Here is a 16,789-nt window from a genome sequence, read left to right as displayed (position 1 = left end):
CCGGCGCCATGGACAAAGCTTCTGACCTGCCGCGGATCAGCGGCTTGTAAGCAAGGAACATTCACATGACATTCAGAACTCTTCAGCTCAGCACCGCCGCCGCTTGCGCGTTGTTGGTATCCGGCTGGGCTGCCGGCGCGGAAGTCGAGCGTCCGCGCACCATCAGCGTCTCCGGTCAAGGTGAGATTCAGGCTGAGCCGGATCGCGCCCTGGTCACGTTGGGCGTCGAGGCGCGCAAGCCGAAGATGGAAGACGCGCGCAACGAAGTCTCGAAGACCGTCGACGCCGTGCTGAAACTGACGCGCGATTTGAAGATCGATCAGAAATACGTGCGCACCACGCGCGTCAACGTGCAGCCCGAGTACAACTGGGACAACAACGCCAAGGAACGCAACCTGATCGGCTACTTCGTGTCGCGTCAGATCGAAATCGAGCTGCGCGATCTGGACAAGCTCGGTCAGCTGATGGAGAAGTCGTTCGACCTCGGCGTGAATTCGGTCGGCGATCCGCGCCTGGACTCGACCAAGCGGCGCGATCTGGAGCGCGAGGCGCTCGCGAAGGCCGTTGCTGACGCGAAGCTGAATGCGGAAGCCGTGGCCAAGGCCGCCAACGCTCGTCTGGGCGCGCCGCGTACGATTTCCGCCAGCTCCGGCTTCGTGCCGCCGCCAGTGCCGATGATGAAGGCCAACATGGCTCGCGCCGAGATGGCTTCCGACGCGGCCGGCTCCTATCAAAGCGGCCAGATGGGATTCAACGGCAACGTGCAGGTCGAGTACGATCTGATTCCGAATGAGCCGGGTCTCAAGTAACCATCCCTGGGACGTCGGCCAGCCGGTACTTCCGTGTACCGGCGTTCGCACGGTTCGAGGCGACGTTAAGTCGCCTCGAAAAGGCACCCGTACTCACCCGTCGTGGGGGGCGGCTATTCACATGAATCGCAGCTTTCACGGAACGCTACGCAGCGCTGCCATCGCGGCAGCGCTGCTCTTGATTCAAAGCGCCGCCTCCGCCATCGAAAAGCCCAAGCAGGCGGCTCCTCCCGAAGCCCCGCCGGAAGCGCCACCAGTGACCATCGCGCCGACGGATGAAACCCAGTTTCAGCAAACGCTGCAGCGGGTCACCACGTTTCGAAACTTTCGCGGGCTGAGCATCGGCGATGAAGCGATCGATCAGATCGCGCGTGGCGAGGCGGACAAAGCCGTCGCGGGCTTGAGCACGCTCGCCGCGCAGGGAAATCGGGATGCGAACATTGCCCTCGTGCGCATTCAGCACTTGTGCAATTCGGTGTCCCAGTCGCGCCAACAGGATTGGCAGGCACAGCTGCCGCAAGTCGCCAAACAATTTCCGGCGGAACGGGCCGGTCGGGTTGCCGGCGTGCTCAAAGCCCAAGCTGAATTCAGTCCACGCGCCAAACAAGGTTGCAGCCAGGCGCGCTTCGATTTTGCCGGTATCGAATCGCGCTTGCGTGCGTCAGCGGAAGCCGGCGATCCGGCGAGCGCTGCCGAGTTGGCGCAGTTCGTTCGCGATCCCGCCAAGCGCGAAGCCCTGTTACAGACAGCGATCAGTAAAAATTACGCACCTGCGATGTATGCAGCGGCGAGCAATCTGTTGATGGCCGTTCAGCGCGGCGAGACCACCGAGAACGTCAGCAAGATCCGCGATCTGCTCAAGGTCGCCGGCCGCAGCATGCCGAAAGCAAAACTGGACCTGGCGAACTGCATGTCGCTCGGCTGCGATGGTCATCCCGCCGATGCGCGTACCGCACTGGCGTTCGGCACCGACGCCGCACGCGATGGCGAGCCGACGGCGTTCTTGTCCATGGTGCGCATGCCATGGGGCCGGCAGATGCCGCGCGTGCAACTGCTGGCGTGGCAGTATTTCGGAGATCAGTTGAATGAAGCCGGCTGCATGGGCGACGCCTACATCGTCACGTCGCTGGGCTTCGCGCAAAGCATTCCGATGCTGGAAAAAGGCCAGCCCACGCAGGTGCTGGATGCGGCGAAGTCGCAAGCCGAAACGTTATGGAAAGATAACGGCGAGCGCGCGAAGAAAGAAAACGGCTGCCGCTAGTCAATTTTGATGGTCGAAAGCGGCCGAGGCCCTTTCGACACGCCCGGCAAAAGGCGCGACTTTTCCCGGGCTACCTTCAGGCGGCGACTCGATCGACCAGCAGCACCGTGCCGTCCACGCCGGTGACCCGAACTTTCGCGCCCGGCGGCAGATTCGGCCCGCGAATGTTCCAATCGCGATTGCCCAGACGGATGCGGCCCGCGCCGTTCTGCAGCCCCTGCTCCAACACCACGACCTGGCCGATGTGACTATGGCCGGAGCGATGGCTGGCGAGCGGGCTGTTCAACTCGCGCTGCCTCTGTGCGTACTGACGCCAGAAGTACAGGCCGAACACCGTGCTGGCAAAGAGAACGAACCAGATCATGGACGTGCAAAGTCAAAAGAGTGGAGCAACTGTAGCAGTCAGCCCTCGGGGAAACGACGAATGAGGTCACAGGCTGCGCTTGTGAGCCTCGTTCAAAACATCGACCGGGGACCGTCAGACTTTACGGAATGGCGAGCGGCGCCGCCATGCCCCTTCCGCAAGTTGTGAAGCAACTTCGAGTTCCGTGGAAAAGGCGCGAAATCAGCTGGCTCGCTGTGAGGGAACACCCTGACGGCGCTTCAGATGAACCAGCAAAAGTGAAATCGCCGCCGGGGTCACTCCCGGGATCCGCGCTGCACGACCGACCGTATCCGGCCGGGCTTCCTGCAAGCGCTGGCGCACTTCCATCGACAGCCCACGCACCTGCGCGTAATCGATGCTGTCCGGCAAACGCGTATCTTCATGACGTCGCTGCCGCTCGATTTCGTCCTGCTGACGATCGATGTAGCCGGTGTACTTGGCCTGCACTTCGACTTGCAGCTGCACCTGCTCGGCCAGCCGTTCGTCGACATCGGCAGCCTTCATCCAATCGGCCTTGCCGACCTGCTCGATCGACGCGAGCGCTGCGTACGACACTTCCGGCCGTCGCAACAAATCGAAGCCGTGTGCCTCGCGACTCAGCGTCGTGCCGAGCAATTCGAGCGAACGCTCTTCGGTGAGATGCTGCGGCCGGACGATTGCTTTATCCAGGCGCGTCACTTCGGCATCGATCGCTGCGCGCTTGGTGTTGAAGAAAGCCCAACGCTCGTCGTCGACCAATCCCAGCTCGCGGCCCTTCGCGGTCAAGCGCAGATCGGCGTTGTCTTCTCGCAGCAGCAGTCGATATTCGGCGCGGCTCGTGAACATGCGATAGGGCTCGCTCGTGCCGCGCGTGATCAGGTCATCGACCAGCACGCCGATGTACGCCTCATCGCGACGAGGCGTCCACGCTTCGCGCTCTTGCGTCAGCAGGGCCGCGTTCAAACCCGCGAGCAACCCTTGCGCTGCCGCCTCTTCGTAGCCCGTCGTGCCATTGATCTGACCGGCGAAGAACAAGCCGCCGATGAACTTCGTCTCCAGGCTGTAACGCAGGTCGCGCGGATCGAAGTAGTCGTACTCGATCGCATAGCCCGGCCGCGTGATATGCGCGTTCTCGAAACCTTTGATCGAGCGCACCAGGTCCAGCTGCACATCGAAGGGCAGGCTGGTGGAAATTCCGTTGGGATAGATCTCGTGAGTCGTCAGCCCTTCGGGCTCGATGAAAATCTGATGCGAGGTCTTGTCGGCGAAGCGATGGATCTTGTCTTCCACCGACGGGCAATAGCGCGGCCCGACGCCTTCGATGACGCCTGTGTACATGGGCGAACGATCGCAGCCCGCGCGAATGATGTCGTGCGTGCGCTCGTTGGTCGCGGTGATATGGCAATTCACCTGGCGCGGATGATCGCTGCGGCGGCCGAGATAGGAGAACACCGGCGCCGGCTCATCGCCTGGCTGCACCAGCAGGCCGTCGTAATTGATCGTGCGGCCATCGATTCGGGGCGGCGTCCCGGTCTTCAAACGACCGACGCGGAAAGGCAGCGCGCGCAACCGATCAGCGAGCCGATTCGACGGCGGATCGCCCGCACGTCCACCCTGATAGTTGGTGAGACCGACGTGAATTTTGCCAGCGAGGAACGTGCCCACCGTGAGCACCACAGCCCGCGCACGAAACTCGATGCCGGTCTGAGTCACGACGCCATGAACGCGCTCGTGCTCGACGATGAGATCGGCGACTTCCTGCTGAAACAATGTCAGGTTGGGCTGATTCTCCAGCATCGAGCGGACCGCGGCCTTGTAGAGCACGCGATCGGCCTGTGCCCGGGTGGCGCGAACCGCCGGGCCTTTGCTGGCATTCAGGGTACGAAACTGGATTCCGCCGCGATCCGCGGCCTGCGCCATGGCGCCGCCGAGCGCATCGATTTCCTTCACCAGATGGCCCTTGCCGATGCCGCCGATGGCGGGATTGCAGCTCATCTGGCCCAGGGTCTCGATGCTCTGCGTGAGCAGCAGCGTGCGCACGCCCATCCGGGCCGAGGCCAGAGCAGCCTCGGTGCCGGCGTGACCGCCGCCTACCACGATGACATCGAAATCTTGCGGAAAGCGCATGGGAATCAAGGTGCCCGCGCACCCGGCCCAGGGAAAAGGGCGCCCATTCTAGTTCAGACGCCGGACGAATTGTCCGGTCGGCTGCCTAGTTCGTGGGATGCCTTACCCGCTTCAGCAACGACAGGGCCATTCCGACCAGCAGCGCCACCCCGACCACCAGGACTACCCACAAAACCACTACCTTGGCCGGGGTCTTTTTCGGCACCGGTTTCAAGGCATCGGCGCCGCCCAATTGGACGACCGGGTCCACGAAGCCCTGTTCGATCATCCGCTCGCGGTCGGCGCCGCTGATGTTCGCGAGCAGGCCATCGCAAGCCGCCGGTTGGGCGGGTTCGGCCCGGCGACTGCCGAACGCCACCGTAAACGGGCCCGGGCCCTGCGTGACAAATCGCAGCTTGGCCGGCCGGTAACCCAGCTCGAGCGTGCTGTCCTGATACACCTGGGGATCTTTCAGAATCTGCAGGCGCCAATACCGATCGGTGGTCGCCGGGAACTGCGCCGGCGGACTTTCCCGCCGCACCGTGTCCGAGACGATGACATAACTTTCGCCGGTCCAGCGACTGCGCCAGGGCGACTCTTCATCCGGCCGGCTCTGCAAACTCACGCTGACCGTGCTGTTCTGTTGAGCCAGACGCACGCGCGCATACGTGACCGGCGCCAGATGCTCGGAATCGAAATACAAAACATCCGCTTCCTTGGATGCCATATGCAGCGCGTTGAACCACAGAGGTTCGATTTCTTCCGCCGCCCCAACCTGCTCGGCCGTGACCGAATTCAGGATCAACGGCGGACCGCTGTCGACTCGCTGCACCCGGAGATATTTGTAGTCCCGGTTCAGCAACTCGATGCGCTCGCGACGTAATTCCTGATCGCCCTGCTGCGCAAGTAACAACGTGCTGGCCGGCACGATGGTCTGCCACCGATCCAGATCTTCGCTGGCCTCGATGCGAACTTTCACCTCGGAAGCGCCATCGGGGCTGCGCCAATCGAAGCGAATCGCCCGCAACCGCGGCGCCTCGCGCGCATCTATGATATGAATCAGGCCGCTGACGACTTCAGGCTGGGCGGCCAACGATTCCTCCACGTTTACTCGAGTGCCGGAGGGAGTTTCGACGGCAACGCGCGAGTTGTCGGTGTAGACCGGATCGCGGCCACGCAGGACAAACACTGGCAGCGACCTCTCTGTGACTTCTGCTGTCGTGCTCGACAGACCCGCGCAAAACGCATGCGGCACCGGCATGCCGTCTGCGTTGAACACGCGCAGATCGCCGAGGTCGGCACGAGTCACGGCGCGATACACATCATCGGGCAGCACGGTCTCGACCATCGGCTGTGAGTAGTTCGCCCGGACCGACATGCCGCTGGCATAGTCGTTCTTGCTGGGCGGAGCGGCGCCGGCACTCGCTGCCAACAGACAGCCGAATGAAACAAACATTGCGCGCACGGTCATAGACGATTCCAAGGTGCTGTTGCTCGAGCCCATCATTCCGTTACCTGCTCGTTCACCTTGCGCGGCGGCAGAGGCGCGAGATAACCCGTCACCACCAGCAACGCGCCCACTGTGAGATACGAGGCAATCTTGCCGACCGCGCCGAGATTGCGCAGATCGATAACGACCAGTTTCGCGACCACGACGATCATCAACACCACACCGACGATCCACACGTAACGCCAGCGCTGGCGCGCCGCCAGCGTCATGGCGGCGAACCCTAGCAGGCCCCAGAAGATGGAGAGCGACGCCTGCACCAGCGTGGAATGCTTCATTCCATGGAAAGTGATCGGCGCCCCGAAGTTGTGATGCAGCGTACGAATCAACGCGGCGTTCAACCAGATGAAGACCAGGCCAGCGACGATTGCAAGCAGGACCCGGGAATCGAACTGCCAGCACGTCGCGCGCTGCTCGTCGCTGAGCGAGCTCCACCACATCGCGAGCGCTGCGAAACACAGTGCGACGCTGATATCGAGCGGGTTGAGCAATGGCAGATAGGGCAGCCAGGTCGAATCACCCGTGCTACTCAGGTTGATTACGAGTATCCACAGCGCCGTCGCAACGACGGCCGGAATCGCGCCGTAGATTCGATACGCTTGTTCGCGAGCCGCGACCGGCCAACGCGGACTCAGCTGTTGTCGTCCGAGCCAGGCGACCACCAGCGCGGGCACGACGCCCCAGGGCAATAGCGCCCACACGCCAGTCGTCAGCTCGGCGATTTGATAACTCGCTTCCCACGCGACGATGAGCGTGAACACCCAGGCTGCGCCGGCGTGGAGCCAGTTCAGTCCATGCACATCGCGGCTCTCGCCAAGACGCAGCATCGCGAAGTGCGCGACGAACAGCAGCACCCAACCCACGGCGCCCCACCAGGCGAATGGATGTCCAGAGTTCACCGCGCCTGTCAAAGCAAACAAGGCGGCAAGCGGCGGCAGGTACGTCGCGATCAGCAGCGGCAATCGCCATTCGCGTTTCAAGCTCAGCCAGGCCAGCAGCGCAATCGTCAACGCGACGAAGCTCAGCGCCGCGCCATATGCCGCATCCGGGAAGTACATTTCGATCTCGCGCAATCCACCCAGCAACCACCAACCGACGCCCCAGAACGTGAACACTGCATCGGCGCCGGACTCGTAGCGCGCCTGCCGCGCCTGATTGCGGAACAGCCAGTAGGCGCTGCAAATGCCGGAGATGCTGAGCATGACTGCGCCGAGCAACGTGCTGTTGAGAATCGGCAGGTCGTCGGCATTCCGATAGTGCATGCCGATCAGATAACCCAGGCCCGCCGCGATTTGCAGCAATGCGCCGAACGCTCGAGCCAGCTTGCGGTCCTGACGCACACCGAGCCACAACAAGCCGGCGCCTTCGACTGCCCACATTGCCGCCGTCGTGCGCGTATCGAATGCAAGTGGAATGGCCAGGCTGGCAAAGATCACACCCAACGCGGCGAATGCTTCGACCAACAGACGAAAACTCTCGCGACGCGTCTGATAAAGCACCCAGCCCAGCGCCAGGTAGAACGCGCCGAGCGCAAAGGCACTCCACGCCATCGCGTACTCGATGTGCGAGACCATCGACGCGTGCAAGCCGAACGCGACGACCGGCAATCCGAACACCAGCGAACCGGAAACGTAGCCCTTCAGATCGGGCGGCTGGCGCACGCAGTTCAAGATCGATACGCCGACATACATCAGGAAGAACAGGATGAGGAAGGCGTCGGCGGCGAGCAGATCGTCGGTTTCATAGCCGTTGAAACGCCACAGACCCGTGATGGTGAACGTGAACAGGAAGCCCAGCACATTGAGCACTTTCCACGTACGGAACCACGCCACCGCGAACACACCCAGGTTGAGCACGGCGTAGTAACTGAACAAAGCGATGTAGTTGCCGCTGCCCGTCGACACCATGATCGGCGCCAGGAAGCCGCCGGCCGTGCCGATGACTGCAAGCGAAAGCGCGTTCTGTCCGACCGCCAGAATGGCTGCAGCCAGCGCAATCACGACCATCAAGCCGAAGGCGAGCCCCGTCGGCAGCAAATCGAAACGAGTCGCTGCGTAGACGGTCAGATACATACCCGCGATGCCGCCACCTTGCAGCACCTCTGAATAGACAGGGCGCTTCTCCCGCAATCGCCAACCGACGATCAACAGTGCGAACGCGCCAATCGCAATCGCCACGAAACGCAGCTCGATCGGGAACAGGCTGTTCTCGGCCGCATACTTCGCCAGGAACGACGCGCCGAAGAACAAAATGACGATACCGATGCGCGCCATCGGATTGCCGCGCTCCAGCCAGCTGATGAACTCACCGACCAAGCGATCGATGGCGGAGGGCTCGGGCGGCCGCAGGGGTGCGGCTCGCTCGCGAGGGGGAGGCGGCGTCGAGGGTGTTGGCTGAACAACGCTGGGCTGCACGGCCGAGGTTACTTGTTCTGCCGGCGCCTGAGCTGCCACAACGACAGGCGACGGCGGCGGCGCTGGTGCGACTTCTGGCTTCGGCTCTGCGGCGCGGGGCTTCGGCTCGGGATACTCGACGCGCGTCCGGAGTGACTGCAGTTGCTGATCCAACGACTGCACGCGGCCGCGCAGATGAAAGATCTGGGCCAGCAATGCTCCGAGCAGCGCACCGAACCAGAAATTCTCGAGATCCGACGTCATCGACGCGCCGGCCGCGCCGAACAGCAACGCCAGACCTATCGTCAATCCCTTGGAGGATGTTTGTTTTTCCGGCTGCATGCCCGCACCGCTTTTGTGCCGGGCCGCGTCCCGGCGCGCGCATCTTGCTGGAGAGCCGGTCGAAGCGCAAACGACCTATTTCACGGTCGTCTTATGCTGAATCTTGAGCAACGCCAGCGCCGCCTGCTCCATCTGACGTGGCGACATCGACTTGTGCGGGACTCGTTTCTCGACGATGCCCGTCTTCCAGGCATCGAACACGACCGGATTGATATATGACTTGCGACACACCGCCGGGGTGTTGCCCAACGCCTCGGCAACATTGCGAGCCGTGGCGGCGACGCAGCCATTGAAGGCGCGCTGACTCATCGGTTCCTGGCGAGCCTGGCATGCCAGGAAGGCGATGGCTCGCAACGTGCCGCCCCAGGTGCGGAAATCCTTGGCGGTGAAATCGTTGTCGCCGCCCATGGCCTCATGCAGATACTCATTCACCATGCCCGAATCCACGGGCTGGCGCTTACCGTCGTCGTCCACGTATTGGAACAGCGCCTGTCCGGGCAGTTGCTGAATGTGTTTGATCAAGCGCCCGAGCCTGCGGTCGTCCAATACCACTTCGTGCGGGCGGCCGCTCTTGCCGCGGAAGTTGAACGACGCCCGTCCGTCCCTCAGAAACTTCACATGTTTGTTTCTGAGTGTCGTCAACCCATAAGACCGGTTGGCGCGCGCGTACTCTTCGTTGCCGACCCGAATCAATGTTTCCTCGAGCAAGGTGACGATGACCGCCAGCACCTTGTTCTTCGGCAGGCCGGGCAACGCCAGATCCTGTTTGAGCCGGCGCCGCAGCTTGGGCAGCTGCGCGCCGAATTCGATCATCTTGGAGAACTTGCCGTTGTCGCGCGTGGTGCGCCACTCGGCGTGATATCGATACTGCTTGCGCCTGCGAGCATCGCGCCCGGTGGCCTGCAGGTGGCCGCGCTCCTTGGTGCAAATCCAGACCTCTGTATACGCCGGCGGAATAGCCAGCTTGCGAATACGGGCGAGAACGCGCTCGTCGGTAATGCGCTTGTGGTCAGGCCCGAGATAGTAGAAGGCCTGACCCCGTTTGTGGCGCTCGATGCCCGGCTCGGCGTCCGATACATAGATCAATCCGTTCGCGCGTGCATGCTGATGAGCCTGCACGACCGATTCGGGAAGATCTGGCGGCAGGTCACGCATGGCGCGCTATCAAATGTTAAGAAGGACTGTCGGCATGCCCCCGGTGCAGCAGGCCCCAACCGATCAGCACCACGCCGATCAGCAGCAGCGCGTGCACGGCGAACACGGCCATCTTGATGCCGAGCCAGAGGACGGCCCACGCCACGACCAATGCAAATCCCAACCACACCAACGGTTTCATGGTCTCGCCTCTTGCGACCGAAGCAGCACTGCCGAAGGAAACGCCCGGACCATGTCTTGGTTCCTGGCGAGTGAATTGACGAAGGAATTGCCGTACGACACTCTGCGCTCCTCTTCCTCCGGGAGCCCCGATCAAAATGTTGAATCCCACGTTGCGTGCCTTGCTACTCGGCTGGGTCGCGTGCCAGTTTGTTCCGTCAATGGCGATGGCGGCGACCGAGCGGCGGCCGCTCACCGCCGACGACATCAACGCCGTGCGCGAGATCGGCGATCCACAGGTATCGCCTGACGGCCAGTGGGTGGCCTATTCGGTCCGCACCGCCGATCCGGTCAAGGACAAAGGCACCAGCCACATCTGGATGTCGAGCTGGGACGGCAAACAAAGCGTGCAGCTCACCAACTCCGATGACAGCGAGAGCTCGCCCCGCTGGAGCCCCGACGGCAAATATCTGGCCTTTCTCACTGCCCGCGGCGAAGACGATCCGCCGGAACAGGTGTGGCTGCTGGATCGCCAGGGCGGCGAAGCCAAGCCGCTGACCGGCTTCAATGGCGACGTGGTGGATTTCGAGTGGTCGCCCGACGGCAAGAAGCTGGCGCTGATCGTCAGCGACGAAGATCCCCGCAAGCAGCGTGGCGCGGACAAGGACAAGACACCGCTGCCCATCGTCATCGATCGTTTCTACTTCAAAGAGGACGGCACCGGCTACCTGGGGACGCAGCGCCGCCATTTGTATGTATTCGACATGGCTACGCGCAAGGCGGACAACCTCACGCCAGATCGTTTCGACGAAAGCATGCCGAGCTGGTCGCCCGACGGCAGCCGCATCGCCTTCTATAGCAATCGCAACGAAGATCCGGATCGCAATAACGAATACGGCTTGTACACAATCGAGCCGCGTGCCGGTGCGAACGCGACGCTGGTGACGAAGTTCCAGGGCGACGCCGGCGACTCCTCATGGATGAGCGCACCGACGTGGCGTCCCGATGGGCGGGAGCTGGCGTTCGTGACCGCGGGCGACCCGAAGCTCATTTATTACTCGGTTCACAACCTGGCGATTGTCGCGGCGACCGGCGGCACGTCGCGCATCGTCACGCAGGCTCTGGACCGCAATGTGATCGAGCCGCACTGGTCGGCAGACGGCAAATCCATTTATTTCCTGCTCGAAGACGATCGCAATCAGGTGCTGTCGCGGCTGAATGTGGCGAACGGCAAGATCGATCGCTTGCTCGACGGCCGACGCGAAACGACGGACTACGATCTGGGCAACAAAGGCCGCATCGCCGTGCTCGACAGCACGGTGGACTCGCCGGATGCGGTGTATGCATTCGACGGCAAACAGGCGCGCATGCTGTCCCACCACAATGACGAGTGGCTGGCAAGCGTGCAGCTCGGCGCGACCGAGGAGATCTCCTTTCCCTCGAAGGATGGGACGCGCATCAGCGGGTTCGTTGTGACGCCGCCCAACTACGACGCTAACAAGCGCTATCCAACCTTGCTGTGGATTCACGGCGGTCCGGTCTCGCAGTACGCGAACTCGTTCACGCTGCCGTGGCAGATCTTTGCGTCGCAGGGCTACGTCATCGTCTCTGCGAATCCTCGCGGCAGTTCGGGTCGTGGCGAAGCGTTCACGACGGCGATCTATAAAGACTGGGGCGGCAAGGACTCGGAGGACGTGCTCGGCGCGGTGGACTACGTCGTGCAGCAGGGCATCGCCGATCCGAACCGTTTGGGTGTCGGCGGCTGGAGCTATGGTGGCATTCTCACCAACGTCGTGATCGCCAAGGACACGCGCTTCAAGTCGGCGACCAGCGGCGCGTCGATCTCGAACGTGCTGGCGGGCTATGGCACGGACATGTACATCCGCGAGTATGAGATGGAGCTGGGCCTGCCCTGGAAGAATCTCGACACGTATCTGCACAACTCGTACGCGTTCCTGCATGCCGACCGCATCAAGACGCCGACGTTGTTCCTGTGCGGCGAGCAGGACTTCAACGTTCCGCTGCTGAATTCAGAACAGATGTATCAGGCGCTGCGCAGCCTCGGCGTCCCGACGCAGCTGATCATCTATCCGGGCGAGCACCACGGTATTCGCAAGCCGACGTACTTGAAAGATCGGATGCAGCGCTATCTGGATTGGCACGGCAAGTATTTGAACCTGCCGCACACTTGATAATCCGCGTTACTTCTTCTTGGCTTGCGCCCCTCGCTTAGCCGTGGGGCGCGGCTTCGATGTTTTCCGCAGGCCCTCGATCAACTCATCGCTGCGCGTCGTGCCGACAATCTGATCGCCTTGTACATCGTCGCGAATGCCCAGCGCTGCGGCGGCTGGCTGGCGAATAAGATACGCGCCTCGCGGCGTGAACGAGGTCGATTCCGCAGCGTCGTACGCCTTGTACCACCAGCGCGCCGCCTGCCAGATCGCCTCGGGACAACTTGACGCCGACGGCAACCCAGGACTGAGATCGATGTTGGCCAGGCCGTGGGCCCGCTCGAGCAGCGTCGCGGACGGGATGCCATGTCCCTGCATCAACGGATTACCGCGCTCGCCCACTGCCCAGCAATAGCCCAACCACGCAACGATCTGCGCCAACAGATCGACGATCGTGCGCTCCTGGCCGATGCGCGCGACGTGTTCCCGGATCGCGGCGTGATCATCCGTGAACTGCAGAATCGCAATGTTTGGATAGAAATTCGAATCGCCGTAACGCGATTCCGCATCCAGTTTCACCGCCTCCAGGCCATTCCGTTCCACTCGCGCGCTACTGTCGCTGATGGCATCGACGCGCGCCGTCATCAGCACATTGCCGTCGATGAGCAGGCCGCAGGTCGACCAGAAGCTCGGCAACAGATCCTGGCGCAACTCCGACTGCGCCACGCGCATCCGAAAGTCGACGATGGACGTGCCGCCGAGCAATACCACGCCATCGCGATAGCCCGTCGAGCGCAGCCAGGTGAAGTTCGCCGCTGCGCCTTGTGGGGCCGACCCCGCGGGCGTTTCCTTCAGCAGAGGATTGCCGCTGTCGACATCGGAGCGGCGCAGTCCGGAAAGATTCATTGGCTGATCCCTAAGAAATATTCCCGACGAAACGACGGGCGACTGGCATCGAGATCGTTCAGCCGCCACTGCGAAACTGTACAGAACACCCGCTGTCCGCGGCGATAGAACTCCAGCAGCATCGTGCATTCGGCGGCGGAATGCAGCGACTCGTCGGTATGCATGGTGGTGCCGCTAAACGAATGTCGGGCGGGTAAGCTCGCCTTTGCCGGTGCAGCCGCCCAATCGCCGAATACAGATAACAACTGTCCGCCGGCTACCAGCGCAAGCGGCGAACTGATCAGTTCAGTAACGCGCCGTTCGTTGCGTGCCGTGGCGCTTGCTGGAAACGAAGACCATGTGACGCGGCTGAAGTGCACGTCGCCTGTGAGCACGGTCGTACTGCGAGTTGCACGGCCCAGCAACTCCATCAGCTCGCTGTACTCACGCTCATAATCCGCGAGACGATAATCGCCAAGCTCGCCTCTGCGTTTCGAGGCTCGCTCGAAGAGCGGTTGACCCAGCACCAACACCCCCAATCCCTGCGGCTCCGCAGCCCAGGCTCGAAGCTGCTGCCACTGCGCGTTGGAGAACAGACGTTCGTCGGTGCGATTCACTCGGGCGTCCAACACGAAAAAATCCAGCGGCGGCACCTGGAAGCGTTGCCCGTTCGCTGTGTCGCCTTGAAACGTTTGTCCCAGTGCACGAGCGATTGCGCGCCACGCCTCGCGCTTGGTCGGGTCACTTGTATCGCGAGCGACCACACTTGGATGAGGCGCGTTGTTCCAAAGGTCGTGATCGTCTGTGCAGAACACATTCGCTCCCTGCGGCAAGACGGCGTTCAATCCCTGATCGGCAAACCACGTGCGCGCATAGGTCGCTGAATGCAGCCTCTCCAACTCCGCGACGCTGTGAGATTTGATCGCAAACTCGTACCACGGTGCGTCCAGATACACCTGATCGCCCGCCCAGATCCTCAAATGCGGCCGCAGCCCATTGCGATCGAGCTGCCCGAACAACGATGAAGCGAGACGCGAACGCCTGTTGCCCGTGAAATAACAAGACGACAGCAACACGCGCAGCGGCTTGGTTTCGTCGCCCAGCTGCCCGGGCAAAGTGTTGAAGCGCGCACGAGCCGGCTGGCTGTCGCCGAGACTCGCGCTGGCTTCGTACACGCGATCTGGCTGCAATGGCCCTGCATCGAGGAACTGGTAAAGCAGCGGCATGGCGCCCATGGGTTGCCAGGCGCTGGAGCGGGCGGGCGGGAAATCCTGCCAGTCTTTCACCGGCACCGGCGCCTCGATGCCGTTAACTCGCAACGAGATCGAGGCCAGCTGTGCTTTATCGACGCCGCGTGCACACAGCCATAGGCGGGCAGTGTGCTGTGTCACCAGATGCGGCAAGAGGTGGAGCATGGAGCGAAATTCTGCCGATCAATGCGTTACATCGGCAAGCAAGCAGCTCTGTCGTTATATACAGTTTTGCGCCATCATAGGCGGCGATGAGTATTGCAGCCAGCACCGCCCCCGATTCCGCGCCCGCCTTTGGAGAAACCCTGAACGCCGCTCAAAGGCGGGCAGCTCTCTATGGCGCACGTTCGGCCGAAGGATTCAGCGCGGGTCCGTTATTGATCATCGCCGGCGCCGGCACGGGCAAAACCAACACGCTCGCCCACCGAGTCGCGCACTTGCTGCTCGAAGGCGTGCCGCCCGAGCGCATTCTATTGCTGACGTTTACGCGTCGTGCCGCCCAGGAAATGCTCCGGCGGGCGGAACGGATCGCCACTCAAGCATTGGCCAACTCGCCGCGAGCCGGTTCGATTCACATCAATGCCGCGCGCCTGCTGTGGTCGGGCACGTTCCATTCCATCGGCAATCGGCTGATCCGCGAATATGCGCATGTGGTCGGACTCGAGCCGTCGTTCTCGGTGATGGATCGAGGCGATGCGTCCGATCTGCTGGACGTGGTCCGCCAGGAATTGGGCTTCTCGAAGAAGGAGAAGCGCTTTCCGCGCAAAGACACATGCCTTGCGATCTATTCGCACAAGGTCAACAGCCGCGCTCCGCTCGCAAAAACACTGCAGGATGCGTTTCCCTGGTGCGCCGAGTGGGCGGACGATCTCACCAAGCTGTTCCGCCGCTATGTGGAGCTCAAGCATTCACAGCAGCTGCTCGATTACGACGACCTGTTGCTCTACTGGCATTTGCTCGTTCAGGAATCGGAGCTCGCGCAAGCCATCGGCGCCCGCTTCTCGCACGTGTTGATCGACGAGTATCAGGACACGAACGCGCTGCAGGCGGAGATCGTGATGGCCATGAAGCCGCAGGGAGCCGGTGTCTGCGTGGTCGGCGACGACGCGCAGGCCATCTACTCGTTCCGTGCCGCGAGCATCGAGAACATTCTCGAATTCCCGGCGCGTTTCACGCCCGCCGCGGAAATCATCAAGCTGGAGCACAACTATCGCTCCGTGCAGCCCATCCTCGACGCCTCCAACATGTTGATGGGCGACAGCCCGCGGCAGTACCAGAAAGAGTTGCGCTCGGGACGCACGTCGTCGCGCCGTCCTTTTTATGTATCCGTTCAGGACGACAAGGCCCAGGCGCTCTACATCGTCGAACAGATCCTGGCGACGCGCGAACAAGGCGTCGCGCTGCGCCGGCAAGCGGTGTTGATGCGCAATTCACATCATGGCGACATGCTCGAGCTGGAGCTGATCCGGCGCAATATTCCTTACACCAAGTACGGCGGCTTGAAGTTCCTCGAAGCCGCGCACGTCAAGGATGTGCTGGCGTTACTGCGCTGGGCCGACAATCCGCGCAACCGAATCGCCGGGTTCCGTGTGCTGCAATTGTTGAGCGGCGTCGGGCCTGCGGTGGCCGACCGCTGCCTGAAAGTGTTCGAGGCCAGCGGCTACGCGTGGCCAACACTGGCTTCGTATCGCATGCCCTCGGCGGCAGAGCGGGAGTGGGCGGGTCTGGTGGAATTGGTGAGCGATCTCACCCAGGCGCCCGAATGGATCGGTCAGCTCGGCCGGCTGCGGAAATGGTACGAGCCACAGCTCGAACGCATCTACGACGCCGCACGCGTGCGCATGGGCGATATCGAGCAGTTGGAACGGCTGGCTGGCCAGTACGCATCACGCGAGCAGTTCATTACCGAGCTGACGCTGGATCCACCGCAGGTCACCAGCGATCTGGCCGGCGACCCGGCGCGCGACGAGGACTACCTGATCCTTTCGACCATTCATTCGGCGAAGGGCCAGGAATGGGACTCGGTGTATGTATTGAATGTGGCCGACGGCAACTTCCCCAACGAGCACGCGACCGGCCGGCCCGACTTGATCGAAGAAGAACGGCGGCTGTTGTATGTCGCCATGACCCGCGCCAAGCATGACCTGCATCTGGTAGCGCCCCTGCGGTACTACATCACTCAGCAAAGCCGCACCGGCGACGCTCACGTTTATGGCGCGCGCAGTCGCTTCCTGACCGATCAGCTCATGCAATGTTTCGAACAGCGAGCGTGGCCGGCAACACCGCACACTCCGGGTAACAAGGCCTCTGATACCAAAGTACGAATTGACGCAGCTGCGGCGCTGCGCGCAATGTGGGATTGACCTCTTTCCATAACAACTCTTCGG

At 62.2% G+C, this 16,789-nt stretch carries 12 protein-coding genes; 4 read left to right on the top strand and 8 right to left on the bottom strand.

The genetic code is table 11. From position 1 onward, the window contains the following. Window positions 1-65 precede the first annotated feature (65 nt). Together GYH35_RS23640 and GYH35_RS23635 are read left to right on the top strand one after the other, a co-directional pair. Complete coding sequence (locus GYH35_RS23640; protein ID WP_161810209.1) at window positions 66-809, top strand: SIMPL domain-containing protein; 744 nt, start codon at window positions 66-68, stop codon at window positions 807-809. A 121-nt stretch (window positions 810-930) separates the two neighbouring features. After that, window positions 931-2,070 (top strand): hypothetical protein, encoded by a 1,140-nt coding sequence (locus GYH35_RS23635; RefSeq protein WP_161829632.1) that lies wholly within the window; start codon window positions 931-933, stop codon window positions 2,068-2,070. Window positions 2,071-2,146: 76 nt separating this feature from the next. Here GYH35_RS23635 and GYH35_RS23630 read toward each other — a convergent pair whose 3' ends face one another. The 6 genes from GYH35_RS23630 to GYH35_RS23605 form a co-directional block, all read right to left on the bottom strand. Further along, entirely contained in the window at window positions 2,147-2,434 is a 288-nt protein-coding gene (locus tag GYH35_RS23630; RefSeq protein WP_161810211.1) for an NfeD family protein, read from the bottom strand. 201 nt (window positions 2,435-2,635) lie between these two features. Further along, window positions 2,636-4,561, bottom strand: coding sequence for a tRNA uridine-5-carboxymethylaminomethyl(34) synthesis enzyme MnmG (gene mnmG / locus GYH35_RS23625; RefSeq protein WP_161810212.1), 1,926 nt, complete (start codon window positions 4,559-4,561; stop codon window positions 2,636-2,638). 85 nt (window positions 4,562-4,646) lie between these two features. Then, complete coding sequence (locus GYH35_RS23620) at window positions 4,647-6,011, bottom strand: DUF3999 domain-containing protein (protein ID WP_161829631.1); 1,365 nt, start codon at window positions 6,009-6,011, stop codon at window positions 4,647-4,649. Between the two features lie 32 nt (window positions 6,012-6,043). After that, a complete protein-coding gene (locus tag GYH35_RS23615; protein ID WP_161829630.1) occupies window positions 6,044-8,782 on the bottom strand; it encodes a DUF2339 domain-containing protein in 2,739 nt (912 codons plus the stop codon). A 75-nt stretch (window positions 8,783-8,857) separates the two neighbouring features. Next, complete coding sequence (locus GYH35_RS23610; protein ID WP_161810215.1) at window positions 8,858-9,937, bottom strand: DNA topoisomerase IB; 1,080 nt, start codon at window positions 9,935-9,937, stop codon at window positions 8,858-8,860. A gap of 16 nt (window positions 9,938-9,953) precedes the next feature. After that, window positions 9,954-10,118: a hypothetical protein gene (locus GYH35_RS23605; RefSeq protein ID WP_161810216.1), complete on the bottom strand. Its 165-nt coding sequence runs from the start codon at window positions 10,116-10,118 to the stop codon at window positions 9,954-9,956. A 136-nt stretch (window positions 10,119-10,254) separates the two neighbouring features. Between GYH35_RS23605 and GYH35_RS23600 the strand changes: the two genes are divergently transcribed. After that, window positions 10,255-12,288 carry a S9 family peptidase gene (locus GYH35_RS23600; RefSeq protein WP_202624542.1) on the top strand — a complete coding sequence of 678 codons (2,034 nt, stop codon included), beginning with the start codon at window positions 10,255-10,257 and terminating at the stop codon, window positions 12,286-12,288. 9 nt (window positions 12,289-12,297) lie between these two features. On the opposite strand, the gene GYH35_RS23595 is transcribed toward GYH35_RS23600, so the two are convergent. After that, window positions 12,298-13,173 carry a hypothetical protein gene (locus tag GYH35_RS23595; RefSeq protein ID WP_161829629.1) on the bottom strand — a complete coding sequence of 292 codons (876 nt, stop codon included), beginning with the start codon at window positions 13,171-13,173 and terminating at the stop codon, window positions 12,298-12,300. Next, window positions 13,170-14,567 carry a metallophosphoesterase family protein gene (locus GYH35_RS23590; RefSeq protein ID WP_161829628.1) on the bottom strand — a complete coding sequence of 466 codons (1,398 nt, stop codon included), beginning with the start codon at window positions 14,565-14,567 and terminating at the stop codon, window positions 13,170-13,172. The genes GYH35_RS23595 and GYH35_RS23590 overlap by 4 nt, the downstream gene beginning before the upstream one ends. 86 nt (window positions 14,568-14,653) lie before the next feature. On the opposite strand from GYH35_RS23590, the gene GYH35_RS23585 reads away from it, so the two are divergent. After that, on the top strand, window positions 14,654-16,765 hold the full coding sequence (locus tag GYH35_RS23585) for an ATP-dependent helicase (protein ID WP_161810219.1): 2,112 nt from the start codon (window positions 14,654-14,656) through the stop codon (window positions 16,763-16,765). Window positions 16,766-16,789: the final 24 nt, after the last annotated feature.

It is taken from the genome of Steroidobacter agaridevorans, assembly GCF_009932555.1.
GTDB classification, from domain to species: Bacteria; Pseudomonadota; Gammaproteobacteria; order Steroidobacterales; family Steroidobacteraceae; genus Steroidobacter; species Steroidobacter agaridevorans.
The sequence above is the reverse complement of the archived record's forward strand: the minus strand, read 5'-3'. Positions and strand labels throughout refer to the sequence as shown.